General features: G+C 67.8%; 21 protein-coding genes and 2 pseudogenes. 7 read left to right on the top strand and 16 right to left on the bottom strand.

What is annotated here, in order from left to right; translation table 11 throughout:
- Positions 1 to 662 (bottom strand): aldehyde dehydrogenase family protein (locus ACWC91_RS33055; protein ID WP_450645050.1); only part of this gene is annotated, 662 nt, incomplete at its 3' end.
- Positions 663 to 1340: 678 nt separating this feature from the next.
- Here ACWC91_RS33055 and ACWC91_RS33050 point away from each other — a divergent pair.
- The gene (locus ACWC91_RS33050) at positions 1341 to 3014 is read left to right on the top strand and encodes a sigma-54-dependent Fis family transcriptional regulator (protein ID WP_450726152.1); all 1674 of its coding nucleotides are present in this window, start codon (positions 1341 to 1343) and stop codon (positions 3012 to 3014) included.
- Positions 3015 to 3610: 596 nt separating this feature from the next.
- On the opposite strand, the gene ACWC91_RS33045 is transcribed toward ACWC91_RS33050, so the two are convergent.
- The 8 genes from ACWC91_RS33045 to ACWC91_RS33010 all read right to left on the bottom strand — a co-directional run bounded on the left by ACWC91_RS33045 (position 3611) and on the right by ACWC91_RS33010 (position 11773).
- Complete coding sequence (locus tag ACWC91_RS33045) at positions 3611 to 4939, bottom strand: flavin monoamine oxidase family protein (protein WP_281155360.1); 1329 nt, start codon at positions 4937 to 4939, stop codon at positions 3611 to 3613.
- 13 nt (positions 4940 to 4952) lie between these two features.
- On the bottom strand, positions 4953 to 5300 hold the full coding sequence (locus ACWC91_RS33040) for a cupin domain-containing protein (RefSeq protein WP_281155359.1): 348 nt from the start codon (positions 5298 to 5300) through the stop codon (positions 4953 to 4955).
- Between the two features lie 290 nt (positions 5301 to 5590).
- Positions 5591 to 6238, bottom strand: a complete 648-nt coding sequence (locus ACWC91_RS33035; protein WP_281155358.1) for an MBL fold metallo-hydrolase — start codon at positions 6236 to 6238, stop codon at positions 5591 to 5593.
- On the bottom strand, positions 6238 to 7338 hold the full coding sequence (locus ACWC91_RS33030) for an S-(hydroxymethyl)mycothiol dehydrogenase (protein WP_281155401.1): 1101 nt from the start codon (positions 7336 to 7338) through the stop codon (positions 6238 to 6240). Before ACWC91_RS33030 ends, ACWC91_RS33035 begins: the two co-directional genes overlap by 1 nt.
- Positions 7339 to 7622: 284 nt before the next feature.
- Positions 7623 to 8567, bottom strand: a complete 945-nt coding sequence (locus tag ACWC91_RS33025) for a PDR/VanB family oxidoreductase (protein ID WP_281155357.1) — start codon at positions 8565 to 8567, stop codon at positions 7623 to 7625.
- Positions 8557 to 9759, bottom strand: coding sequence for an aromatic ring-hydroxylating oxygenase subunit alpha (locus ACWC91_RS33020; protein ID WP_281155356.1), 1203 nt, complete (start codon positions 9757 to 9759; stop codon positions 8557 to 8559). The genes ACWC91_RS33025 and ACWC91_RS33020 overlap by 11 nt, the downstream gene beginning before the upstream one ends.
- A gap of 119 nt (positions 9760 to 9878) precedes the next feature.
- Positions 9879 to 10628, bottom strand: a complete 750-nt coding sequence (locus ACWC91_RS33015; protein WP_281155355.1) for a VOC family protein — start codon at positions 10626 to 10628, stop codon at positions 9879 to 9881.
- Positions 10625 to 11773, bottom strand: a complete 1149-nt coding sequence (locus tag ACWC91_RS33010; RefSeq protein WP_281155354.1) for a PucR family transcriptional regulator — start codon at positions 11771 to 11773, stop codon at positions 10625 to 10627. Before ACWC91_RS33010 ends, ACWC91_RS33015 begins: the two co-directional genes overlap by 4 nt.
- Positions 11774 to 11973: 200 nt before the next feature.
- On the opposite strand from ACWC91_RS33010, the gene ACWC91_RS33005 reads away from it, so the two are divergent.
- From ACWC91_RS33005 to ACWC91_RS32995, 3 genes and pseudogenes are all read left to right on the top strand, one after another.
- A complete protein-coding gene (locus ACWC91_RS33005; RefSeq protein ID WP_281155353.1) occupies positions 11974 to 12267 on the top strand; it encodes a helix-turn-helix domain-containing protein in 294 nt (97 codons plus the stop codon).
- Positions 12268 to 12333: 66 nt separating this feature from the next.
- Positions 12334 to 13051: pseudogene (locus ACWC91_RS33000) on the top strand (transposase family protein).
- 13 nt (positions 13052 to 13064) lie between these two features.
- Positions 13065 to 13731, top strand: a pseudogene (locus tag ACWC91_RS32995) (IS630 family transposase); the annotation flags it as partial.
- A gap of 55 nt (positions 13732 to 13786) precedes the next feature.
- On the opposite strand, the gene ACWC91_RS32990 reads toward ACWC91_RS32995, so the two are convergent.
- Positions 13787 to 14209: a diguanylate cyclase domain-containing protein gene (locus ACWC91_RS32990; RefSeq protein WP_450641771.1), complete on the bottom strand. Its 423-nt coding sequence runs from the start codon at positions 14207 to 14209 to the stop codon at positions 13787 to 13789.
- A 401-nt stretch (positions 14210 to 14610) separates the two neighbouring features.
- Positions 14611 to 14808: a hypothetical protein gene (locus tag ACWC91_RS32985; RefSeq protein ID WP_281156580.1), complete on the bottom strand. Its 198-nt coding sequence runs from the start codon at positions 14806 to 14808 to the stop codon at positions 14611 to 14613.
- 13 nt (positions 14809 to 14821) lie between these two features.
- On the opposite strand from ACWC91_RS32985, the gene ACWC91_RS32980 reads away from it, so the two are divergent.
- A complete protein-coding gene (locus ACWC91_RS32980) occupies positions 14822 to 14947 on the top strand; it encodes an SbtR family transcriptional regulator (RefSeq protein WP_281156581.1) in 126 nt (41 codons plus the stop codon).
- Positions 14948 to 15443: 496 nt separating this feature from the next.
- On the opposite strand, the gene ACWC91_RS32975 is transcribed toward ACWC91_RS32980, so the two are convergent.
- Positions 15444 to 15683, bottom strand: a complete 240-nt coding sequence (locus tag ACWC91_RS32975) for a hypothetical protein (protein ID WP_348638517.1) — start codon at positions 15681 to 15683, stop codon at positions 15444 to 15446.
- Positions 15683 to 16297: a helix-turn-helix domain-containing protein gene (locus ACWC91_RS32970; RefSeq protein WP_450641767.1), complete on the bottom strand. Its 615-nt coding sequence runs from the start codon at positions 16295 to 16297 to the stop codon at positions 15683 to 15685. The genes ACWC91_RS32975 and ACWC91_RS32970 overlap by 1 nt, the downstream gene beginning before the upstream one ends.
- Positions 16298 to 16740: 443 nt before the next feature.
- On the opposite strand from ACWC91_RS32970, the gene ACWC91_RS32965 reads away from it, so the two are divergent.
- Positions 16741 to 17862, top strand: a complete 1122-nt coding sequence (locus ACWC91_RS32965; protein WP_450726149.1) for a three-Cys-motif partner protein TcmP — start codon at positions 16741 to 16743, stop codon at positions 17860 to 17862.
- Here ACWC91_RS32965 and ACWC91_RS32960 read toward each other — a convergent pair.
- Positions 17834 to 18589 carry a DUF5131 family protein gene (locus ACWC91_RS32960; protein ID WP_281156584.1) on the bottom strand — a complete coding sequence of 252 codons (756 nt, stop codon included), beginning with the start codon at positions 18587 to 18589 and terminating at the stop codon, positions 17834 to 17836. The two genes, ACWC91_RS32965 and ACWC91_RS32960, sit on opposite strands and share 29 nt — an antisense overlap.
- Before the next feature lie 557 nt (positions 18590 to 19146).
- Here ACWC91_RS32960 and ACWC91_RS32955 point away from each other — a divergent pair.
- A complete protein-coding gene (locus ACWC91_RS32955; protein ID WP_450641765.1) occupies positions 19147 to 20637 on the top strand; it encodes a DUF2971 domain-containing protein in 1491 nt (496 codons plus the stop codon).
- A gap of 379 nt (positions 20638 to 21016) precedes the next feature.
- Here the strand turns inward: ACWC91_RS32955 and ACWC91_RS32950 are convergent, their stop codons facing one another.
- Both ACWC91_RS32950 and ACWC91_RS32945 read right to left on the bottom strand, forming a co-directional pair.
- The gene (locus ACWC91_RS32950; RefSeq protein WP_281156586.1) at positions 21017 to 22123 is read right to left on the bottom strand and encodes a hypothetical protein; all 1107 of its coding nucleotides are present in this window, start codon (positions 22121 to 22123) and stop codon (positions 21017 to 21019) included.
- A gap of 152 nt (positions 22124 to 22275) precedes the next feature.
- Entirely contained in the window at positions 22276 to 23910 is a 1635-nt protein-coding gene (locus tag ACWC91_RS32945; RefSeq protein WP_281156587.1) for a helix-turn-helix domain-containing protein, read from the bottom strand.
- Positions 23911 to 24249 lie beyond the last annotated feature (339 nt).

Below are 24249 nucleotides of genomic sequence, written 5' to 3'. Positions count from 1 at the left end.
AGGTACGGCCCGAGGTCGCCGCCGTCGCCCAGCACGTTGACCACCCCTGCGGGCACCAGATCCTGGACCATCTCGGCGACGAGCATCGCGTTGAGTGGCGTCGTCGGCGCCGGCTTGATGACGATCGTATTCCCCGCGAGAAGCGCAGGCGCGAGCTTGTAGACCGTCTGAAAGAAGGGGAAGTTCCACGGAATGATCGCGAGGACCACTCCGATGGGCATGCGGTGGACCTCGATACGTGACCCGCCGTCCTCGCGCAGGACCTCGGGGTCCAAGCGTAGCCCGGCGACGTGGCGCAGCCAGGTGAGGGCGGCGTCGACATCGCCCTCGGCCGCTGCGATCGGCTTCCCGTTCTCCAAGGTGATGATCCGCGCGATCTCGGCGCTGCGCTCCTCGATCCGCTGGGCGAGCTGGTGCAGGATCTCCGTCCGCTGCGCCATTCCCGTCTTGCGCCAGTCGTTGAGGGCCCGCGCAGCCGCGTTGCAGGCCGCGTCGGCCTGGCTCTCGTCGGCCACGGGCGCCGCGGCGAAAGCCTCGCCGGTCGCCGGGTCGACGACGGGCTGGCTCGATGCACCGTCGACCAGCTGACCGTCGATGAGCAGCTTGAACACGCGGTCTGACAGGTCGACCTTGGTGGCAGCGGGTTCCTTCTGGAGCGTCATGATCGGCTCCCTCTCCATCTGAGGTTCTGGCTGGTGGTGGTCGATCGCCGGTCCGCGATCTGTGGTGTAGAATGCTGCGCCAGAGCGGGCGGGATAACTGTTCAGGAACCGGACACCTGGTTCGGCGGTCGATGCCAGTGTGACCGGGCAGCCGTTCGCGCGGCTGCCTGCCGGATTCCCAGTGGCGTGTGGTCCTGTTTTCGTTGCTCCGAGTTGTTCTCCGCGAGTTGCTCGACGCTGGTGTGCGGCCGGGCGGCCTACGCGGGGGGCGTCCGCGGTGGCGGTCCAGGTGGAGGGTCCCGCAGTTGCGTTCCGGGTAGTACTGCACGTGTCGCCGCCTTGGATGTCGCCATCGGGCAGTGGCCGCACGGCGGCCCACGGTTCCAGGCGTCCCGTCCGCCCACGACGACGCGACGTTCCGCGTCACTCCAGTCGCACCCGGTCGGTCCAACCCGATCGGAATCCTGTCCGGCATCACCACCCGTCAGGCCAAGCACCGAGGCAGTTCACCAGCGACCACCCCCCTGATCGCCCAGCGGTGCCACAGCTCTGGTGGTCACGTGCTGGTCAGCCGCCCGAGAAAGCAGCGTTCACACAACACCAGCGGACACTGGTAAGGAGTGCCCGACCGTGCGACGATCTACAGACTCAGCACTCGGCCCGGCCCTTGGGAGTCGTATGCCGTATCAAGACTTCGTGGGCACCGACATCCCGGAACGCGATCTGCCCGCCGACCCGGACATCCGACAGTCGTGGTACCGGTCGACCTTGGCCGGCCTCACGCCCGGCAGCCGAATCGCGTGCGTGCCGGCGACGCTGAACCTGCAGTCACGGCTCGTCAGGGCGGCCACACCCATCCTGCAGGGTCTGGAGAACCAGCTGCACGGGTCCGACTTCGGCGTGCTGCTGGCCGACAACGAGGGCTCCATCCTCCACCGCACCTTCGGGACGCCGAAGCTCGCCGCAGCCTCGGACCGCCTGGGAGTGGTGGTCGGGGCGCAGTTCACCGAGCAGACGAGCGGCACCAACGCGATCTCGACCCCGATCGAGACCCGCCGTGGCGTGTTCGTGCTCGGCGGGCAGCACTTCCTGGAGTGCTTGCGCGATCAGATCTGCTTCGGCCTGCCGATCTTCCACCCCGGGACCAAACGGCTGGAGGGCGTCATCAACATCGCAGGGCCGAGACGCGAGAGCCCCGCCCTGATGAAGCCGGTGCTGACCACCGCCGTATGGGAGATCCAGCAGCGCCTGCTCAACACCTACTCCGACGCCCAAGTCGCTCTCCTGCTCGCGTTCCGCGCCACGTGCGACAGCCACCGGCGGATGCCCGTGGTCGCGGTGGAATCCGGCGAGACCTTCACCAACGGGGCCGCCGCGACGGAGTTGCGAAGCGGCGACCTCGCGGTGCTCCGCGAGGTCGCCGCACGACCGGGCCTCGGCACCGGCGACCGGCTGCTCGTCGACCTGAGCATCGGACAGCAAACCGTCCGCGTGGAGCGCGTCTGCAAGCAGGGCGCCGTCTTCCGGATCATGCGCAACGAAGAAAGGACCGAGGCGGTGCCCCGCGCCTCGGTCCGGCACCGCACCCTCGGTGACGAGCTCGCGGATGCGGTGGCCCGTGCACGAGCCGGCACCGGGCACGTCCTCATCCGGGGCGAGCCGGGATCCGGACGGACCTCCGCAGCCCACGAACTCGCCGCGGGCGATGCCGACCTGAGCATCGACGGCTGCGACGCGATCGTCATGGGCCCCAATGCCTGGGCGGTGGAGCTGCGGCAGTTGGCCGAACGGTCGGTCGCCGGGTTCGTCGTCGAGTCCGTCGACCTGCTGAACGCCCCGCTCCTCGCAGTCCTGTCCGACGTGATGGAGCGGACGGCTTCGCGGATGATCCTGACCAGCGGCCCGGACGCGGATGCGACCGCGCGGGCGGCTGCCCTGTGCCGTTGCGTCATCGAGCTGCCCTCGCTGCGGCAGCGCCGCAGCGAGTTGCCGGCCATCCTCACCAAGCTGCTGGCCGCCCGCAGAGCCAAGGACGTACGCTTCGCGGCCACGGCGGTCGCCGCGCTCGCAGGTCAGGACTGGCCTGGGAACCTCAAGGAGCTGCAGATCGTGGTGGACGAGGTGCTGGCGTCGCGCTCTGCCGGTGACATCACGGTGGCCGACCTCCCGGAGCGCTACCGGACCCCCGTCCGCAAGCGGAACCTGGGGCTGCTCGAGCAGGCGGAGCTCGACACGATCCGCAAGGTGCTCACCCAAGTGCGGGGAAACAAGGTCCAGGCAGCACAACTGCTGGGGATCAGTCGGTCCACCCTCTACTCCAGGATGAGGGCACTCGGCCTTCAGCCGAGCTGATCGGTGCGGCCGCGGGCTTATCAGGATGTGCTGGAGGTGCAGGCCGGTTCCACGATGCGAGCTGCAGAACGGCGGCGGCGCCCGGGACCACCGGCGGGGGTGGCCGAGGTCGAGGGCATGCGGCCGGGGGCTGAAGCGGCTGGTGGTACAGGGCCGTTTCCCGGGGCTGTCGTCGGCGACCGAGCAGGTGGCCACTCTGGTCGCCGGACAGACGGGCCGGCGCCGAGGGGTTCCCAGGAACGCAGGACGGGACCGCACCGGCCGTCTGAACCGGCATCGACCCGGACAGGTCCTCCGGACGGCGCCGCCCCCGCGGCCATGCCGGCGTCCTCTTGCGCACTCGATCCTTCGACCGGACTTGCCCCGGGCCGTGTGACGACTTCCGAAGTCGTACTCCGCTATGTCCCGCCCTCACAGGCGGTCCGCGCACGACGGTTGTCCTGCGCATCATCGGCTCCCGGGGACGGAATGTACCCGGCAGCGCGTTCCGGGTCGGGCGCCGGCGGGACTCGGGAAGCCGGTCCACGCCCAGGGGCCGATCGGCTCCGCAATCGCGGGCCCGGCCCATGGACCCGGCCGCCGGTTTCCAGCCGGATCTATGCGCGGCGCCCGAAGTGCCGAGCGTGGACGTCGCGTCCGGCACGGATACCGGATTCGATTGCCCCGTCGATGAATCCGTTCCATCCGTTTGCCAGGTCCGATCCGGCGAAGAAGACCCGCCCTTCGGTCGCCTGCAGCTCCGAGAGGCGCGCCACTGTCTGGTGGGGCCTGAACATCGACCAGGTGCCCTGCGAGAACTCGTCCTTGGCCCAGTTGTGTCCCGTGGTGGCCACGATCTCGAGGTCACCGAAGATCTTGCCGAGCTCCGTCCGGACAAGGTCGGCATCCTCGGCGTCGACGTTGGCCCCATCGGGACCGAATGCGATGAGCACCTGGCCATCGTCCAGGATCTTGTCCGTGACAACGTAGTTGATCAGGTGGTTGTCCGGGGCCACGGCGAAGAACGGCTCGGGCAGGTCTCCCCGGACGTGGACCCAGACCTTCGAACCCCGGCCGGCCTGCCGCTCTTCGCTTGCCGCTCGCTTCCCTGCGGACAGAGCCGGGTTGAACTCGATCGAGCCGAGTGTGTTCAGCGGGACCGCCACGACCACAGCCGACGCCCGGAATACCTCACCGTCTCGGATGGTGACGGCGACGCCCTCCTCGGACTGTTCCACAGCGGAGACCGGGCTGCTCAGTCGAATCTCAGCAAGCGAGTCGTCGGCAATGGCCTGGATCAGCGATCGCGTCCCGTCCTTGAACTTGTAGCGCCCGACGGTGTCGAACATGGTCTGGATGTTGAAGTCGCTCAGCGCGTACCAGCGCAGCGCAGCGACCAGTCCGACCTCGCTGCAGGGCGCGGAGCCCATGGCACCCCAGAGGCCGTTCGCCAGGTCCTTCTCCTCCTGCGACAGGTCCAGCGCATCGATTCGGTCCTGGATGGACAGCTTGTCGACGCGCGCGAGCGCCTCGGATCGCAGGAACGGCTCGAAGGGCCGGTCGAAGACCTCGCGGGCGTCCTGCACGACCTTGTCCATGACCGATTCGATGGCCGCGGCCACCTCCTCGTACGGGCGGATGCTCTGCTTGCCTCCGGCCACGGTGGCCGCGAGTTCCGGAGCGGAAACGCCGATCGTCTCCACGAGTTCCAGGCCGTAGCGGGTGATCTCGGAATAGACGTGGGGCTGGAACCAGTGGACCCACGTCCCTCCGAGTTCGAAGGAGTAGCCCGGGAGCGCGTCGTCCTTGTACCACGTCCTCCCGCCGAGGCGGTCCCGACCCTCCAAGAGGACCACCTTGTAGCCTCGCCGGCTGAGCTCTCGGGATGCGGTGACGCCGGCGAAGCCGCCGCCGATCACGACGACGTCGTAGGAATTGCTGCTCATGATCAAAGTACCTCTATCCACTGATGACGAAGAACTTCTTGATGGGTTCGTGAACGTGGCACACGGTCTTCGTGCCCTTGGGGAATGAGGCGACGTCGCCCGCATTCAGGCAGACGCTCTCTCCTCCGATCACCTCTACGGTCATTCGACCTTCGATGAGGTACATCGACTCGTCGCTGAGGTATTCGTCTTCGACTCCGCAAGGCTGGCACAAGAAGATTCCGGCGAGGAGTTGCCCCTCGCCCTGTGTGTTGGTTCGCAGCCACAGGACCTTCGCGTCAGGCACCCCGTAAAGGACGTTCTCCATCGGATAGTCCTCGGGCGCGCTGAGGTCTTCGGTAGAGACCGGCAGTTCAACCACTTTGTTTGGATGCCTTTCCTTGTACCCGGCCGGCTGACGCCGCTTCGCGGTCGAGGCCGCGCTCGGTCTGTGAAGGCACGTCGGAATCCCGGTCCGGATCTTTGCGTGCGCGCTACTCGGCGGTGCCGGTGACGCGGTGGTCAGTGAACCTCAGGAGCCCTTTCGGCAGACGCGGCATCCGCCTGGAGCGTTATTTCGGTTCCTCTTCCTGGAGTTCCGGTGATCGTGACCGGCCGCGAGTCGCGTTCTGTATGCGCAGATTCTGTGCCGAGGGGAGGCCCCGCAACTGTTCAGGAACCGGACAGGTTCCGCCGGACGGGGAGCGTGGGCGCTGCGAACCTGGCGCGCTCCTCGGCGATCGTGGTGTCGTCGCCGTGTCCGGTGTGCACGACGGTGTCGGGAGGCAGGCCGAACAGCTTGGACCGGACAGACGTCTCAAGCGTGGCACGGTCGCTGAAGGACCGCCCTGTTGCGCCGGGTCCGCCCTTGAACAGGGTATCGCCGGTGAACACGCGGCCGAGGTCCGGCGCGTACAGGCACACTGCGCCGGGCGCGTGGCCCGGGGTGTGCAGCACCTTGAGCGTCGTACCGGCGACGGGGAGTACCTGGCCGTCGCAGAGATCGAAATCCCAGGGCTTGCCCGCGTGGACCAAGTCCCATAGGGGATGGTCGTCGGGGTGCAGGTGGATCGGCGCGCCGACAGCGTCTCGCAGCGCCGGGGCGATGCGCACGTGGTCGTCATGGGCGTGCGTGCAGACGATCGCCTTCACTTTCCGGTCACCCACGACGGCGAGAACGTCATCGACCTGGTGGGGTGCGTCGATCACGATGCACTCGGTGTCGTCGCCGACCACCCATATGTTGTTGTCGACGTCGAACGTCTCGCCGTCCAGGCTGAATGTCCCGGAGGAGACCCCGTGGTCTACTCGTGCCGCCATCAGAGGATCACCACTGAGCGCAGCACCTCGCCGCGGTGCATCCGCTCGAATGCTGCCTCCACGTCGGCGAGTCCGATCTCCTCGGTCACGAACGCGTCGAGGTCGAGCCGGCCCTGCAGGTAGAGGTCGATCAGCAGCGGGAAGTCGCGGCTCGGCAGGCAGTCGCCGTACCAACTCGACTTCAGCGCGCCGCCGCGGCCGAAGACATCGATGAGTGGCAGGTCGGGAACCTTCATGTCGGGCGTCGGCACGCCCACGAGCACGACCGTGCCGGCGAGGTCGCGGGCGTAGAACGCCTGCTTCCACGTCTCCGGGCGGCCGACAGCGTCGACAACGACATCGGCACCATCGGCGCCGTTGTAGAACTCTGCCGAAATCCGCTTGATCTCCGCGACCGGGTCAACCTTGGAGGAGTCGACCGTGTGGGTCGCGCCCATCTTGCTGGCGGTCGCCAGTTTGTCGGGGTCGATGTCGACGGCGATGACCGGATTGCCGCCGACGAGCACGGAGCCCGCAATCGCCGCGACACCTACACCGCCGCAGCCGATCACGGCGACGGACTTGCCGCGTGTGACCGCGCCGGTGTTGATCGCCGCACCGATGCCGGCCATCACGCCACATCCGAGGAGACCAGCGGCAGCCGGGCGGGCTGACGGGTCGACCTTGGTGCACTGGCCCGCAGCGACCAGGGTCTTCTCGGCGAACGCGCCGACGCCCAGGGCCGGAGACAGTTCGGTGCCGTCCTCAAGGGTCATCTTCTGCGTCGCGTTGTGGGTGGCGAAGCAGTAGTGAAGGTCGCCGCGTTTGCAGGCCCGGCACTCGCCACACACTGCACGCCAGTTGAGGATCACGAAGTCCCCGGGTGCGCACGCGGTGACGCCGGGACCGACCGACTCGACCACCCCTGCGGCCTCGTGGCCGAGCAGGAACGGGAAGTCGTCGTTGATCCCACCCTCGCGGTAGTGCAGGTCGGTGTGGCAGACGCCGCAGGCCTGCACCTTGACCAGCGCCTCGCCCGGTCCCGGGTCGGGCACGTTGACAGTCACGAGCTCGACCGGCCGGCCCCTGCCACGGGCGATTACTCCCTTGACCTGATGCATTGTTCTCCTATCTGTCGGGGTGGCTCTGAAAGTCACGCGGTTGCTCTCTGGGGGCGGGGAACGGTCGACGCTGGCCGCGGGGTTTCCGGGGCTTTCGGTCGGGCATCGTGGCTCCAAGACGCCGCATCCCGGCGCTGCCCGAGCATCCGCTGGGGCCTTTCCGGCTTGGGACTCCCGGGGGAATCCAGAGCCGACGGGCCTTCCATGCGCGACACCGATCGGTGTGGGGGCCTTCCAGCCGGGTGGCAGCATGACGGCCGGTCGCGTTGCAGGTCGTGCCCGCTTCAAAGGTCGAGGATGAGTTGCGGGCTGCTGGCGCGGGACACGCAGATCAACATCGTCGTGCCTGCTTCCCGGTCGTCGTCCCCCAGGAGCTGGTCGCGGTGGTCGGGCACGCCGTCGAGTACCTGCGTTTCGCAGGCGCCGCACAAGCCCTCACGGCACGAGGTCTGGACTATGACGCCTGCGCGGGCCAGCGCGTCGGCGATCGACTCGCTCGCAGCCACCTCGCATACGACACCACTGCGTCCGGCGACGACGGTGAACGCGTCCGACGGTCCGTCGGTGCTTGTGCCGGAGAATCTCTCCATGTGCAGCGACCCGGCGGGCCACGGCTCGCACAGCCGCTGTACGGCGTCGAGCAGACCGGTGGGACCGCAGCAGTAGACCTGGGTGTCGGGCCGAACTGTGCCCAACAGTGCCGACAGGTCGAGAGGGCCGCGCTCATCTTCCGGAGCCACTCGCACCCGGTCTCCGTAGAGCTGCAGTTCGTCGGCGAAAGCCATCGACCCGCGAGTCCGCCCGCCGTATGCCAGCTCCCAATCGATGCCTTCGCGATCTGCCTGCCTGATCATGGGCAGGACAGGCGTGATCCCGATGCCGCCTGCGATGAACAGCGCCCGCTGCCGGGCTGCGAAGGTGAAGTTGTTCCGCGGCCCCCGGACGGTGATCACATCGCCGACGCGGATGCGGGTGTGCACGTACTCGGAGCCCCCGCGGCTCTCGGGGGCGCGCAGTACAGCTATCTCGTAGGCCCGGTCGTCCTGGAGGTCCCCGCACAGCGAGTACTGACGCACCAGCCCGTTCGGCAGGACCACGTCGATGTGCGCGCCAGGCTCCCAAGGCGGAAGGGTGGCGCGGTCGCCACGCTCGAGGCGCAGCGACCGCACACCTGCGGCCACGGGGACGGCGGCGGTCACCTCAAGGGGGAACTCAAGGTCAACCGGCATCGCGCGCGCCCAGAGTGATGGCCAGCGGCTTCTCCCAACGGCCAGTGAGGTAAGCGGTGGCGAGCTGGGCCTGGAAGGCACGGACGCCGTCCTCGCGCTCGTCGAAGGGTCCGGGCCTGTATCCGTCGGTCAGCATGCCCTGGTACACGGACTCGCAGGCTCCGAAGTCCTGGCGGTTGGTGACGTCCCAGAACGACGCGGCGAACGAGGGGTCGAAATCCGGGTGTTCGGCAACGCTGCGGGGGAACAGCCAGGAGCACTCCACCCACGTCTGGCCGGGCGCCAAAGGCACCAGACGGTGGGTCATCACGTAGTCCGGCTGCAGGGTGAGCAGAAGATTGGGCGCGAGCATGAAGTAGTACGTCCACCGAGCCTGCTCATCGCTGATGCCGGCGATGCGCTCTCCACCGCTGCGGCCGTCGAGGCTGTTGGTGTCGGCATCCTTGCGCAGCTCCAGGCCGCCGCCGAGCCACATGCCCGTCTGGTGCAGACTCATCGCCGACTCAGGGGGGCTGACCCGGCAGAGCTCCGGGTGGATCGAAGGGCAGTGGTAGCACTCGAGGTAGTTCTCGATCACCGTCTTCCAGTTGGTCTGGAGCGTGTACGTGTGCGAATCACCGACGACCATGTCGGTGGGGTCCCACGGAGCGACCACGTCGGTCAGATTGCCGACCCACTCGCTGAAGCTCGGAGCATCGTTGGAGGCGTTGACAAAGATCCAGCCGAACCATTCGACTGCCCGCAGCCCGATCAGCGGCCATTCTTCCCTGGAGAAGTTCTCCGTGTCCATGAACTGCGTTGCCGAGCGGAGTTCGCCGTCCAGCCCGTAGACCCACGAGTGGTAGGTGCACTGGATCAGCTTCTTGTTGGTGCACGTGTCCGCAGGAAGGAGCTCGTGTCCGCGGTGCCGGCACGCGTTGTAGAAGGCGTGCACGACGCCGGCGTCATCACGGGTCAGCAGAATGCCTTGGGTGCCGACCCGGACGGCACGCTGGTCGCCGGGGTTCCCGACGACGCTGCTGCGGCCCACGCAGACCCAAGCGGCCTCCAGGAGTTGCTTGCGCTCCCAGTCGAGGATCTCGGCAGACAGGTAGGCATCCGCCGGGAGCGTGCGGGCGTCGGAGAGCCGTTCCTCGAGCACGATGTTCAGCGCAGAGGCAGTGAGAGGAGCGGGCGGAAGGACGGTGGTCATGTTGTCGTCTCCCTCTTCGAGGTGCCGGGACGGCGACGAATCTAGTGACCGGTATAGCGAGACAACATATGCGTGCGCACAGTCCGACCCGCACGATCTGTGCGCAGCCACAGTCACGTCTAGAACGCGGCGTGCTGCATGAGGAGCTCGTCCGACGCCGGCGTCTGCAGGCCGAAGGTGACCCCGAACGGATCGGCGAGCAACGCGAAAGGACCCAAAGCCGATTCGGTGGCTGGCACTCGGACCCGCGCGCCCAGATCACTCAGGCGCGCGACCTCCGCCTCCAGGTCCACAACACGCAGGTACGGAATCCAGTGCGGCGGAACAGCCGACGGCAGGACATCCAACATGTCCACCACACCGGCCACCGGTTCACCCTCCGACGTCAGCAGACGGTAGTCACCTGGCGTGGGCTGAGGCTCATGCATCACCCGACAGGACAACGCTCGGGCGTAATAGGCCGCTGCCTCCTCCGCCTGCGGCGTGTACAAATCGAAGAAAGCCACGTCACCCAGCCGCCGACTGGGCGGACTGGGACAAGCCAGGTCGGTCAACCTGAACAACGCGCCGTCAGGCGCCCGGTACACCGCTTCGTGCCGGTCGTGGACCAGCACCGCACCGGCCGGCCCGGCGCCGAGGGCGAGCGCGCGGCGGACCGCGGCTTCTTTGTCGGCAGTTGCGAAACAGGGCACCCAACACCCCGACGGCGGTACGGGAACGTCACCGGCCGGCACGAACGGTATGCGTTGCCCGGGGGCGCCGCCGTCGCTCAACCCGTTCACGACCAGGGTATAGAACGCGCGGCTGGCGCGTGTGTCGCCTCCCACAAACAGAACGGAATCCGGAAAGACTCGGGCACGGCCGGTCACTGCGCCCCCTGCCCGTCAAGCAGCGCCGACAGATCACCAGCAGTTCGCACATCCAAACCCGAGACAGCCAACCAGAAATGCGCACGACCGCTCGGAGAGCTGACGCTGCGCCCGGTCAGCTCCTCGATCAGCCTCAGGCGGTTGCGCAGGGTGTTGCGGTGCACGTACAGCGCCGCCGCAGTCGTCTCCGCATCACCGTCCTCCGCAAGGTATCGACGCAGCGTGGCCACGAGTGAGGTGCTGTTCCTACGGTCGTACTCCGCAAGCGGCGCCAGTGCCTCGGCCGCGAGATCGCCCAGCGGCAGCCCGGCCTCCAAGCCGGCGATCAGGAGGGTCGTGGTCAGATCCTGAGTCCGGTGCACATGCACACCGTAGCCCTCGGCCAAGGCACTGCGTGCATCGAAGTAGCCGAGCCGCAGACCGAGCACGCCGACACGTGCCCTGCTCACCCCGACACGGGCGTCCGGTCCCAGACTCGTGAGGTGCTCGTGGCACAACCGCGCCACGAAGAGCCCGGCGCCCTCGGGTACGACCAGGACAACCCTGTCATCCACGACAGCCCGCACGTGCGGATCGTGCTGTTGGGTCAGCAGGGTGTGGAGGTTCCAGGGGTAGGAGCGGAGCCGCCGAGGCGGGCAGGCCACGGACCCGACGACGATCTCGTGCGGCTTGTGAACGTCCAGGCCGTGCTCGCTGAGGCGTCGCGCGCCCTCCTCCTCGCTCGGGCGGCCTGCGACGATGTCTTCCAGTACTTGGCCCAGCAGTTCCCTCCGCCCGCTCAAGATGGCATGCCGGCGGGACAACTCGATGCCGGCCAGCGTCGCAGCGAAGGACAACAACGCCGGCGCCATGTCCTGCCCCCGTGCGCACAGAACGGCCACCGGCTCGCCTTCCAACTCCACAGGCCGGAGTACGCCGCCGGCGACGAGGCCGCCGGACGCAGGCGAGGCCGCAACCCATTCCTCCGTCGACCACTCGGCCCGTGCCGGCACGCTGACCAGGACCCCGCCGCGCAGGTCGATCACGGCCACCGGCGCGCCCGAGACCCTGTGGAGGGCGCTCACCAGCGCATGCAGCGGCCGCTCAGCAGTCAGCGCGTCGGCCAGGGCGCGGTGGTCGGCAAAGTCGTAATCAGCCGACGTCATGGCCCCGCATCCTACTGCCCCCCTTCAACAGCCTCGGCGGCAACCCACCAGGGCTGCGCCCCGCGGGCCGCCCGGGGTTCACTAGTGTCCTGAGTCGGGGATTCGCTGCGTAAGTCCTCGACGGTTCGGCATGATGGCCGGGTGGCGAGGACGGGACGGCCGAAGGCCGAGCTGGTGCTGACCGATGACGAGCGTGAGACGTGACCCGCTGGGCCAGGCGTCGGACCTCTTCCCAGGCCCTGGCCCTGCGGTGCCGGATCGAGCTGGAGTGCGCAACCGGCGCTTCGAACAGAGACGTTGCCGCCCTGCTCGGTGTCGAGGAGCACACGGTGAGCAGGTGGCGGGCCCGCTTTGTGCGGGACCGGCTTGAGGGCCTGACCGACGAGCCACGCCCGGGTGGCCCCCGGAAGATCACCGACGCCCAAGTGGAAGAAGTGGTCGTCAAGACACTGAGCCCTTTCCAACCTGCCTCTGAAGTATGGCGGTTGGGATGACAACGTGGTGAAGCCCCTGGTAGATGGGTTTTCGACCAAGAGAACCGTCTCCACCAGAGGCTTCACGTGCTTGTTTACCCGTCGGGCGTCGATGTGTCCAGCTCTGCCCTCCGCTTCCTCACGCAGCAGTTGCGGCGGCACCGCCGTACGATCGGCTCCCGTTGGCGGCGCCTGAGCGCCGGCCGCCAGGCCCTGCTGACACTCGCCCATCTGCGGGTGGGACACACGTATGCGCAGCTCGCGGCCGGGTTCGGCGTCGGAACCACGACGGCCTACCGCTATGTCACCGAGGCTGTCGAGTTCCTGGCCGCCCTCGCCCCCAGCCTGACCGACGCGGTGCGGACCGCGTCGGCGAAGGCATTCGTGATGCTGGATGGCACGCTCCTGCCGATCGACCGCATTGCCGCGGACCGGCCGTTCCACTCCGGCAAACACAAGAAGCACGGGATGAACGTGCAGGTCATCGCCGACCCCTTCGGTCGACTGCTGTGGGCCTCACCGGCCCTGCCCGGCGCCGTCCACGACGTCCGCGCGGCCCGCGAACACGGCATCGTCGACGCCCTCGCCGAGGCCGGCATCAAGTCCGTGCTGGGGCCGGCGGGACACCCTCTCCGCAGGCCAGAAGGCCGTGAACCGATCCCACGCAAAGATCCGGGCCCTCGTCGAGCAGGCCGTCGCCACCCTCAAGTCCTGGCGGCTCCTCCGCAAACTGCGGTGCTCGACCACCCGGATCACCAGCCTCGTCCAGGCCTTCCTCACGCTTCATCTGACCAACTCAGAGTGAAGATGGAAAGGGCTCACTGGAGACCACGCCGAAGGACGCCACGCACTGGTCCACGCGGTCGATGGCCAAGGAAGTGGGCCTCTCCCAGTCGGCCATCACTCGTATCTGGCGGACCTTCGGCCTCAAGCCGCACCTGGTGGACACCTTCAAGCTCTCGAAGGATCCGCAGTTCATCGAGAAGGTCCGCGATGTGGTCGGCCTGTATCTCGCTCCGCCCGAGCATGCGCTGGTGTTGTGTGTGGACGAGAAGACGCAGATCCAGGCTTTGGACTGGTCCGCTCCGGTGCTGCCGATGATGCCGGGCATGCCCGAGCGCCGTACTCACGACTACGTGCGCGGTGGCGTCACCACGCTGTTCGCCGCGCTGAACACCGCTACCGGCGAGGTGATCGGCCAGATCCATCGCCGGCACCGTGCCGTGGAGTTCAGGAAGTTCCTCGTCCGGATCGACAGGGAGGTGCCCGCCGGCATGGACGTGCATCTGATCTGCGACAACGCCTCGACGCACAAGACCCCTGCCATTCAGCGGTGGCTGATCGCGCACCCCCGCTTCCACGTGCACTTCACCCCCCACCAGCAGCTCCTGGCTCAACCAGGTCGAGCGCTGGTTCGGCCTGCTCACCGACAAGCAGATACGGCGAGGTGTCCACAAGAACGTCCAAGCCCTGGAGAAGGACATCCGGGTCGGCTACCCCGACTGGTCAAGGCCGGTCGAGAACGGCCAAGTCAACCTGGTCACGCACGCGAGCGGCAAGCACCACGCCCTCGGCGAGACCACCCCGGACGGCCCGGACCAGCCCGCGATCTGGAACGAGCAGTGGTCTCGCCGGGCAGGCTGGCAGCAGCCCGAGCAATGCCGATCAACACGTCTACCGCGGGGTCAGCCCGTCGTGGTGGAGGGGCTGTTGCAGCTGGTCGCGCAGTGCGGCGATGTCCGCCAGGTCGGACGACGAAGGCAGCACCGCTGCGACGGCAAATTCGTCGCCGCCAGCCGGGCGCGAAGGCCTGCCGCCCGGCGCTCCAGCGGGCCAGGCGCTGGCCCATGGTGTAAATGACGGCGTCGCCGGCGGCGCACCCGTAGGTGTCGTTGATGCCCTTGAAGCCGTTGTCCTCCAGGAGCAGGACGTGCACTGCGCTGCGGCGGCCGGTGCGCAGCATCCGGTCGGTGTAGGCGAGCAGGTCGGGGCAGCCGGGCAGTCCGGACAGCGGGTCCCGACGGGCGGCGTCCAGCTGGCGGCGCACGGGGAGGTTGTCGGCGAGCGCGGCCAGGACGAGGGCACGGCTGCCGCTGCGATGACAAGGCTGCGTGTTGGCTGCCGTAAGGCTTCGGTAGCGGGCATGATGGGACCTCCGTTCTCGCCCGTGCGGGGGCGGAAAAAGGGAGAGGCGCACCCCGAGCTGTTGCAGGTGTAGGGGGTGCGCCTCTTGCTGTGTTCACCTGGCACCCGGAAATACCGGGGGTCAGGCATGCTGGAAGTGCTCGCGTCTTGTGACGGGGAGGCGGGCGTCCGGGACGGCCGTGAAGCGCCTGAGCCGATGCGGCGGCCGCCCCGGGCTTGTTACCGCCAGGGGCTCAGTGAAGCGAGGGGCCAGGTGCTGCCGCAGTCGAACGTGCTCGCGTTGCTATGCGGGGTGCGGCCGCCGGTGGGCCGCGGGTCGGCGTGGATCGCCAGCAGGTCCGTTTCGTTCTCGGTCAGGTCGTAGATGCAGCCGCGGCCGGAGAACTCCTGCACCACGCACAGCAGGCAGGCAGGCACGGTACAACCCGGCGTGCGCGCCGAAGACCTCCTCGTACTCGTCAACGCCATCTCACTCGCCACCGAGCATCAGGATGACGACGCCCAGGCGAACCGACTGCTGGACATCGCGATCGACGGCATCCGCCTACCCCGGTGAAGCCCCACCCCCACAGCTCAGGGACGCTCTGAAGGGCAAGGCCATGAAGTTACGGGTCGGTGCGTGGCTGCAAGTGGGGGCTGATCTGGAAGGACGCCGGACGCGAGAAGCGGAGCCCCGGTAGAACTGGCTGGTCCGCCAAGACAAGCCGTTCACAAAGACCGGAGGCTCCGCTGTCCGGACAGTCTGCGAACCGGTTGCCCCTGCGGAACGATCCTCCAGAATCCGCCGGGGGGCGGTCTCGCCCCTCGCCCGGGCGGGGGCCGCGGCGCGTGGACGACGCGTTTTCCTTAAACCAAGTGATCAGAGCGTTAAAGGAAAGTCCCTCCAGCCAGAGCGGCGCCGGGACAGTACTCTTGAGTCGAAAGCCCCGGTGGACCGCTGACCTCGGTCAAGTCGCCGGGGCTAAGCCATGTCCAGAACGAACGGCACCGGCGTCGGGACCAGGATCGCTCAGCGCTGGTCCTTGGCGCGCGTGCGGCGGCAAGCTCGCCCGCTACAGTCCGCGCGCGAGGCGGTCGGGGGCCAGCGCGGGGGCCAGGGTGACGACATCCGCCAGGCTCAGTCCGGCCGCCGGGGCGATCCGTTCCGCCTTCGCCTTCTCGTACCCGGCCAGCTGTGTGATCTGCCTGTCCCGCTCGGCTTCCAGCTTCGTCAGGGCGGCCCGGGTCTTTTTGATCTCGTCCCGTACGGTGCGCAGTTCGGCGAGGGCTGCGGTGTAGCGCTGTGCGTCCATCAGGCTTCCTTGTCCGGACGACGGGCGGCGGGTGCGGGGACGTAGGCGATCGCCCCGCCCGAGTGGGAGACAAGCCGGCTGCCCAGCAGCAGGTCAGCGAGCATCCGGTCGGCCTGCGAGGAGGCAGTCACGTGATGGACGGGCGTGGCCAGGTCGGTGACGTAGCCCGCCAGCCGCGCGTGAGGGAAGGCATAGCGGCCCTGGGCGTTCTTCTCCCAGGCTTCCAGGCCGGTCAGCACGGCCACCACGTAGCCCGACAGGGTCACCGGCAGGACTCCGGCGGCCGCCACGCTCGGCGCATCGCAGCGCCACCAGCCGCGCAGCGCCTTGAGGAGATCCTCGGGGGCGAGGGAAGCCGCGAAGGCGATCCACTTCCGGTCCGGTTCCTGTACCTGCTTGGCCGCGTCGACACGCAGGACGGCGATCTCCTGAGCATCCAGCCGGTCCAGCGGGGCGTGCCGGCGCTGACCGAGTGCCTGGACCACATGGAGCGGAACCATGACGCGCACGCCACGGCGGGACAGGCCCGGCAGCAGTCCGGCGTGCACGAGGCGGCGGAAGGTGGTGATGGCGCAGCCGAGTTCCTGGGCTGCCTGCCCGGTCGTCAGCAGCATCCCACCCATCTCCTACATGCAAACTCCGATATCTGATTCGGCATAAGGGTTAGCGGAGGCCTGAGAGACCGTCAAAGGCCGGCTGACCGGATACCGCCCATGAACCCCAGGCCTCCTCCCACCGTCGGCTCCATGACGGAGGCGGACGAGGCAGCCGGTTAGGTCATCACCGCGTAGATGGGAGCGAAGAATCACCCAGAGGTAAGCGAATGGGGACGGGGCGGCCGACCCGTCGGGCTGTTTCCGCGGCAGGCTCGCCGGGGCATTCTGCCGGACGGGGCCGATCTGGTGGCCGACGCTCTTCAGTCCGCGTACCAGCCGCTCCCCCAGCGGCTGGTACGCGGTCTTTACGCTGAACGTCGTTGCGCACACCATCTGTTACCAGGGGATGCGACTGGCACGCGCCAGCCGCCGACCGTGGCGATCCTGGACAGGGGGCACGGATGGGCGTCTTGTGGAAGCTGGAGCCGGCAACCGCGGCCAAGCACCGGTTGTACCAACGGTACCTAGACGCCTGGTGGCCGATCCTGCTGCAGACCTCCCAGAGCACCGGCTACTCCCGGCCCCGGGTCACGCTCCTGGACGCGTTCGCCGGCCCGGGCCGCTACAAGGACGGCGAGCCGGGCTCGCCGGTGTTCATCCTGGACCGCCTGCTCGGTCATCACGCGGTCGACCGCATGCACCTCAGCCCCCGGCGGGTGCATTTGATATTCATCGAGAAAGACCACGCGCGCCACGAGCACCTCGTGGCGGAACTCGTCTCCCGCTTCGGACCGCTCAAGGATCTGCCGGTACGGGTGGAGGTCCGGCGCGGCGAAGCAGGCCGCGACAGCCTCTCAGTCCTCGACGAGCTCGGAGCCTGGGGCAATCCGATCCTGGGGATCTTCGACAGCTGGGGCAGCGTCAACGTGCCGCTGCACGTGATGTCCCGCATCGCCCGCAACCGCTCCAGCGAAGTCATCACCACCTTCGGACCCAACTGGTTCAGCCGCCGCGAGGAGCTCAACGCCGACATCCTCGACACGGTCTTCGGCGGCCGCGGCTTCTGGACCGCGGCCGCCGACGAGCTGGGTCCCGACGAAAAGTGGCGGGTGTGGCTGCGCACCTACCGGGACGCGCTTCGGCGGGCCGGCTTCGGCTACCAGCTGCAATTCGAACTCGTCCCCCGCACCGGACAGCCCCTCTACCTCGTCTTCGGCACCGGCAGCACCGCGGGCCTGAAGGCGATGAAGGACGCCATGTGGAAGGTCGACGACCTCGACGGCGAGAGCTTCCGCGATCCCCGCACCCGAGGTGCCAAAGCGGACGGCCAGCTCGACCTGTTCCAGGCCGCGGGTCTGATCGACGACGAGCTGGCCGAGCTGGTCGCCCAGCGCCTGAGCGCCGAGGCCACCACTGTGGAGGCGATCGGCGAGTGGCTACTGACGGAGACCGCCCGCTGGATGCCGAAGCACGCCTTGCAGGCGGCCCGGCAGATGCGGCAGGACGGCGTGATCGCCGTCCAGTCGCCGGGCAAGCTCACGACGAAGAGCCGGATCAGCCTGCAGGCACAGGTTCGGGCATAGGCATCTGGTCCCAGGTCCGGCCCTGAAGATGCCGGCCGGATGCCTTCGGGGTCCGACCGCCCCACTGCTTGAAGAAGAAGGCCACATCGGCCTGCAGGCAGGCGTCCCGGATCCCCGTGACCCACTCCTGCTCCATCGGGCGGAAGCGGGGGCCGGACTCGCCTCCGGCGATCACCCAGTGAATGCCCGTCAGGTCCAGCCCGCCCAAAGGCCCGAGCAACGGCTCGCACGACAGGAACCGCACCGCGGCCGGAACCTGCCGCAGGTCTTCGACGCGCGGCAGTTCCTTCGCGCTCTCCACGGATACACCCATCCACAGGTTGGCCGGCCACTCCAGCCGGTCGGCGACCTGCCGCAGCCGGCGCGCCCGCTTCGTGAGCACCTGATACGTGTGCTGCGGGGTCTGCGCGATGACGTCGAAGACCTGCTCGACGTAGTCCAGCGGGACACGGGCGTGGAAGAGATCCGACATCGAGTTCACAAACACCGTGCGCGGCGCCTTCCAGCCCAGTGGGACCCGCAGCGCGTCGGGATGCACGGTCAGGCCGAAGCCGGGGCCGGAGGTGCGAGGATCGCCGTCGTTCTGGTACTTCGCCGACCCCATGGCCTTGAGCCGCTTCGCCAGCGTCAGGGCGTAGCAGTTGTCGCATCCGTCCGAGACCCGGTCGCAGCCGGTCGTGGGGTTCCACGTCGCCTCGGTCCACTCGATCGAACTGCGGTCACTCACCCGTCGGCTCCCCATCCCCTGTAGTCGCGGCCGCCCGCAGGCCTGGCCGTCCAGCCCGTGGCGTGTCCAACGAGCCATCCGGCCGCCAGACATCGGCATCCAATCATCCGTCGCCGTAGGCCGTCACAGCTTCCCCTAAATAGAACATGTGTACCCTTTTCTTCGGTGGTGCGCGCGATACGAACCAGCCATTCACCTCGGACACCGCCCCCTTCTTCAGCTATGCCCTGGGGAACGACGAGACCGCGCCTACGACGCCGTGACCGTCGAGCCATTGAACGACCCGAAGAGGGACCTCGGGCCGTGTAGGCGGGCAGGCCGCAGCAGCATCCACCCGCCTCCAGGCCCGCCGGTTTGCAGTCTTCGGTACCGCCGGTTTCTCGTGCGGCGGCTATCCGGCGCCGGCTCCTGCCGCCGCCTGGCGTGTCCAGCCGGGACAGCGGCTCCCTACACGGAAGCCCACATCTATATTATCGTCATGGTGACGACAATGGAGTAGAGTAGCCGTTGCGGGCTGCACGAACCGGCAGCGGGCCCGGGTAGCGGAAGGATCTTGCATGGCCGCCGATGATGAATTCTCCAGTGGTTACGGCATGCCCGCGCACCCAGCTGCGGCGGTTGAGACCTTCAGCGAATACGAGATGGCCCGGGCTCTGCGGACCATCACCGGCCATCTCTTCCACTACACCAACACCACGGCGGCCATCACCGGCATCCTGGCCACGGGCACCTTGCGCCTCTCGCCCTACGAGTCGACCAATGACCTATGGGAATCGCAGCCGCACTACCCGACGCTCAGCGCGCATCACGACGACAGGAGCCTCGACGCCGGCTTCTCCCTCTGGGAGGAGCTCGACCGGCAGCTGCGTCTGCACACCAAGGTCGGATGCCTGACACAGGATCTGGCCCTGCCGACCCACGTGTTCAATCCTGACGCGCTGCGGGGATGGGCTCACCTGTCATTGTGGGCGCACTACGGTGACGGACATACGGGCGTATGCCTCCGGTTCGACCGGGCCAAGCTCGTCGAGTCCTTCCTCAAGCACGCTGCTCCTGCGGCCTTCGCCTTCCACGGCCCAGTCCGCTACCTCAGCAGCCAGGACAGTCCACCGACACGGGGCATCAACGTCGGGCAGGTCGCGGAATTCGGAGCGGACGCGGTCGCACTGGCCTATGCGGAGGCCAACAAAGACGTGCTGTTCTTCCGCAAACACTTCGACTGGGACAGCGAAGCCGAGTACCGGCTCATCATGGTGAACCAGTCCACCGGCTTCGACTACGTCGACATCCGGGACGCGCTCACCGGCGTCGCCCTGGGCAGCGCGTTCCCCCAAGGGCGCGTGCAGGAGCTGCAGGAGGCCCTGAGGCCCTACCCCAACGTCACGGTGGAGAATCTGCAGTTCCTCAACCGCAGGCTGCACAGCTTTCCCTTCCAGGGCTCGGTCCCCCAGGCCCGTCCGCTCTCCTCCCACATCTGGCCTGCCGCACGGCGGGAGGGCCCGCTGGCCGAGCGTCTGCTCGCGCTGCGCCAGGCCGAGACAGAGGCTGAAACACGCCGCCAGGCTGCCGCCCTCCTCGTCCAGGAGCCCTTGGCGCATCTGACAGAAGGCGGTGCGAGGCTTGTCTCACAGTTGCGTCAGTGGCCGGAAACCGAGGTGGGCGGCTACTCCCGCACCACGGCGGTGCCCGAAGGCCTGCGTCTCCGAAGGCCCGGAGTCCCCGGAGAGGTCATCCACTACGAACGCGGCTTCCTGTGCGTGGTGGAAAACCTTCCCAGCCAGTCATACACCCTGGCCGCATCGGCCGCCATCCAGGTCCTGAACGGCGAGCGCCTGCGACTTCATGCCGTCGTGGACACCGAACACTGGCTGGCCGACGGGCACAAACGCGAAGAACTCTGGCGCAGTGAGCGGGAAACTGACGCAGCCGACGCGGACGCATCGGTGGCCGCGCTTCTGAGGGAGCTGAACAGCGCTGTGCAGGACGCCCGCAAGGTATTCGACCAGATCCGCGGCGTCGGCACTGCACAAACAAAAAAGACATCATGACGCCCGTTCCAGGACGAGGCTGCAGGCTCTGCAGAGATCCTGACCCGGCAGCTGGGACTGGTGCGGACAGGCCGGCTTCCGCGGTGACGCTGCACCAACGGTTGGTCCGACGTCTGCAGGTGGTGGCCCAGCACCGCCGACCACACCGGGTGGAGCGCTGACGAACCGGCCGACGCACAGCTCGACGGGAGACTTCGGGTCGCCGTCTCGAGAACACCGGGCCGGAATGAGCGCCCCTCCCGTCCTGTGGCTCCAAGGCCTGTCGACAGCCCAGCCGCCCGGTGTGGTCCAGACCCTTGTCGAGATCAACCTCTTGACCATCGCCGAGCGGGCCGCCGCACGTGGGCGTGGTCCGAACACGTACCGCCGCAGCGATCCGTCAGGAGAGCAGATCGCTGCGCAGCGCATCGAGCTCGTCGCGAGGCAGTTCGCTGCGCAACGCCGTCGCTTCGTAGCGGAGTTGAAAGGTGTGAGCGTGGCTGTCGTCCATCCAGTACACCGTCATGGCGGACAGCATGCTCTGCTTCACCCATCTGGTGCGGGCGGGCGTGCCTGCGTCCTGATCGATGATCCACGCCTCGACTTGTTTCGGCAGTCCGAACGTCAGCGTGTAGGCATCCGGTTTTGTCTGCGGGCTGACTTGCCATACGGGGTGTGGTGCGGGGGTATTTTGGAGTCGGCGCAGGCGCACGGCGTGGGTGGGGTGTCCGCGAGCGTAGTCGACGAACTCGTTGAGATTGTCGGAGGCGAGACCGAGGACGAACGGGGCGGCGGGGAAGGCCAGGACAAGTCCGAGGGTCGACCGGCTGTGCAGGCTGCTCGCGAGAGCTGTCAAGGGGGCTGTCACTGACGGTTGGGTGGCTACTGGCCCGTCCGACATGTCCAGCAGCAGCCGGCGCAGGAAGTTGCGCATTTCGTAGACCTTCGGGCGCTCTGCTGCAGGCATCGCGTTCATGGCGGCATGGACGGCCTGGGCCGTGTCAGCCACGATGGTGCGCAGGTTCGCGAAGTCCGGCATGGACAGGTCGACCAGGGATATCTGGTGGGCGAGCGCGAACTCCTGTGCGTCCTTGCTGAATCCGGAGGTCGAGAAGATCGCATAGCTGTAGCGGTAGCGTGTCCTGGGCCGGCGCGGGCCGTCCGCGACTGCCACGGTGGTCATTACGTTCTCGTTGACGTCGTGCACGACGCCGTGGCCGTTGCGGACCGTGGACAGCCGCACCCTGGTCTGTGTGAACTTGGCCTCGACGAACAGGCGGACCGGCAGCGAGAAGGGCGGCACGTACCGGAACTGGCCCAGTGTGTCGGCCTGGTGCCAGGCCCCGCGGCCCCGCACTACTAGGCCGTGGTTGCGCTCCTCCAGTACCTTCCAGGGTTTCTTGTCCCGATCGTCCCGCGCGGTGAGAATCTCGTATCCGCTCGACCTCAGCAACCAGGCCAAAACTTCCTCGAGAAGGTACCCACGCAAAGCAGCCTCTGTGATCACCCCCGGACCCTATCCGCCTGGTGCGGCATCGGCCCGCCGTACGCCAGCTGGGTCGCGCGCGCCCTGAGCTCGATCCCTGCCCATTGCGGCGGGCCGCCCTACACCACGCGGCGTCGGTGGTCGCGGCCCCATGGTGGTTGCCGCCGAGCCGTCTATCGGCATGCCGGGCACAGGTTGTCGTCGTTGTACTCGTATGGAACGTCGGCCGGAGCAAGGTGGGCGGTCCGGCACGAGGTGCACAGGTCTCCCCCGCAGCTGCGACAGCCCACGTAGCGCCCACCCGCGTACTCATAGCGCCGCTTCTCGATATACGGGTCGTTGCACCTCTTTTGCCGTTCCGGCTCGACCTCGGGGTACAGCGCTGCGACTTGGTAGGTGTCCTTCAGCTTGACCTGAGTGAGGTCCCGGCCTTCTTGGAAGACTTGTCGCCACTGTCCTTGCAGGTGCAGTTCGTCAGCGCCGCATACCTTCACAAGGGTCAGGCCTTCGGCATATGCCTTGTAGGCCTTGGACCATAGGTTGGCGAAGGCTTGGGAGCAGATGATGTGCATCCAGTCGGGACGGCGCAGATCCATGTTGGATGTCGTCTCCCCCATGGTGGAGACGAGTTGGGAGTACAAGGCTTTCACGTACTCCAGCGTGACCGCGTCGTCCTCGTCGAGGGCGCGGGCCCGTGCGTCACGCAGGGTGGTACGGAACTTCTCGAGCAGGTTCTCGGTGGACCCGGACGTGTAGGACTCGTGGATGACCGGCGGGTCACACAGTGCGTACTTGGAGCTCGATAAGCGCAGCAGGAGCCGCAGAGTGGACTCGGTAATCCAGACAGGTCCAGGTTCAAGGCGCGGTCCGAGAGGGCTGGGCAGGTAGGCGCCGTGTTCCCAGGCTGAGGGGGTGATGAGATGGATGCCGGCACGACGCCGGTCATGCGGGTGAGGGGCTGTGGGCTGGAGCTGGCCGAGGGGAAGATGGGTCTTCAAAGCGGCTAGGTAGGCACCGTTAACGTTGAGCGCCGCCACCGGGTCCGTCTGGTCTGGTGCCTGCGGGCGCTGCCAGTCGGGACGTGCCTCCCAGACGCGGTCAGGTGCGTGCAGGGACGACTTACGGAGTGTCTCGGGTAGTGCGGGGCGGCGGACGATGTCGTACCGGGCACCGATTCGACACGCGTCAAGCAGCCGCATGGCGTCGGGGATTGCGCGTGCGGTGAGTGCTGCGATGGCTTGGCGCTGATCGCCGTCGTGGGCGGCCAGGGCTGCGGCGACGGTCTCCCCGATCAAGTCCTGGGGGGTATTGGAGCGGTGTGAGGCACCGGAGCGGCGGTGTGGGATCGGGGGCTGTGGTGTCTCATCAGGCTTGGGAAGGCTGAGGGTCGGCAAGGGGGTGGCTGCCTCGGCGCACTCGGCAGCGGTGAGGTGTTGCGGATAGCCGTCCACTTGCTGGCTGGCCGGGTTTCCGCACAGCACGCAGGGGGCGTGCTGTGGCAGGAGTTCGGTGGAGGTGTCGGGCGCCGGTTGGTTGACGGCGAGGTGGGGATCGGCGGCGGCTTGGGTCTGGTCGGCGGCGCAGGTGCGGGCGTGTGTGAGGAAGTAGGCGTAGGCGGCGCGGGCGTGTCCTTGCGGCTCGGCGTGTCCCTCTTCCCATGCGTGGAGTGTGGCGGGGCTGATGCCGATCGCGTGGGCTACTGCATCAGCGGTGAGGGCGAGACTGGTACGCAGACGGCTGCGTTCGGCGGGCGCAGGCAGAGGACGACGCGTGGCGAGGAGGGCGTCGATCGCGGGATATCTGCTCATCGTCTGTTCTTTCTCGATATGGCGGGAGGCGGGAAATGAGAGGAAGCGGCAAGCGCTGGTGGCGTGGGCGGTGCTGTCCCTCTCTCCGGTCCGTCAACCGGAAGCTCTTGCCGGCGCCGCTCGCCGGGGCTCGTCGGCGTTGCTGGTCCACGAGGCCGGGTCAATGTCGGGGCAAGAGGTGCTTACCTAGGGCTTATATGAGGCGCGGTAGGCGGGCGCGGCAGCCAGGGACGGGGTAGATGGTGATCGGCCCGGAGGGGGACCCGCCTCGCCGGCTTCTACTGAGATTCCGGGCGTGATGTCGCGCGACGACGGAGCCTCTGGGCTGGGACTCCCGTC

The sequence above is a fragment of the Streptomyces sp. NPDC001204 genome, from assembly GCF_053598035.1.
The sequence above is the reverse complement of the archived record's forward strand: the minus strand, read 5'-3'. Positions and strand labels throughout refer to the sequence as shown.

Coding starts and splice junctions, on each gene's coding strand:
- ACWC91_RS33020 (WP_281155356.1), bottom strand. CDS start 9,759: ATGACCACCGTCCTTCCGCCCGCTCCTCTCACTGCCTCTGCGCTGAAC.
- ACWC91_RS32970 (WP_450641767.1), bottom strand. CDS start 16,297: ATGCTGCTGACGACCGGGCAGGCAGCCCAGGAACTCGGCTGCGCCATC.
- ACWC91_RS33030 (WP_281155401.1), bottom strand. CDS start 7,338: ATGCATCAGGTCAAGGGAGTAATCGCCCGTGGCAGGGGCCGGCCGGTC.
- ACWC91_RS33045 (WP_281155360.1), bottom strand. CDS start 4,939: ATGAGCAGCAATTCCTACGACGTCGTCGTGATCGGCGGCGGCTTCGCC.
- ACWC91_RS33050 (WP_450726152.1), top strand. CDS start 1,341: ATGCCGTATCAAGACTTCGTGGGCACCGACATCCCGGAACGCGATCTG.
- ACWC91_RS33010 (WP_281155354.1), bottom strand. CDS start 11,773: ATGACGTCGGCTGATTACGACTTTGCCGACCACCGCGCCCTGGCCGAC.
- ACWC91_RS33025 (WP_281155357.1), bottom strand. CDS start 8,567: ATGCCGGTTGACCTTGAGTTCCCCCTTGAGGTGACCGCCGCCGTCCCC.
- ACWC91_RS33035 (WP_281155358.1), bottom strand. CDS start 6,238: ATGGCGGCACGAGTAGACCACGGGGTCTCCTCCGGGACATTCAGCCTG.
- ACWC91_RS32965 (WP_450726149.1), top strand. CDS start 16,741: ATGGGCGTCTTGTGGAAGCTGGAGCCGGCAACCGCGGCCAAGCACCGG.
- ACWC91_RS32945 (WP_281156587.1), bottom strand. CDS start 23,910: ATGAGCAGATATCCCGCGATCGACGCCCTCCTCGCCACGCGTCGTCCT.
- ACWC91_RS32955 (WP_450641765.1), top strand. CDS start 19,147: ATGGCCGCCGATGATGAATTCTCCAGTGGTTACGGCATGCCCGCGCAC.
- ACWC91_RS32975 (WP_348638517.1), bottom strand. CDS start 15,683: ATGGACGCACAGCGCTACACCGCAGCCCTCGCCGAACTGCGCACCGTA.
- ACWC91_RS32990 (WP_450641771.1), bottom strand. CDS start 14,209: ATGCTGCGCACCGGCCGCCGCAGCGCAGTGCACGTCCTGCTCCTGGAG.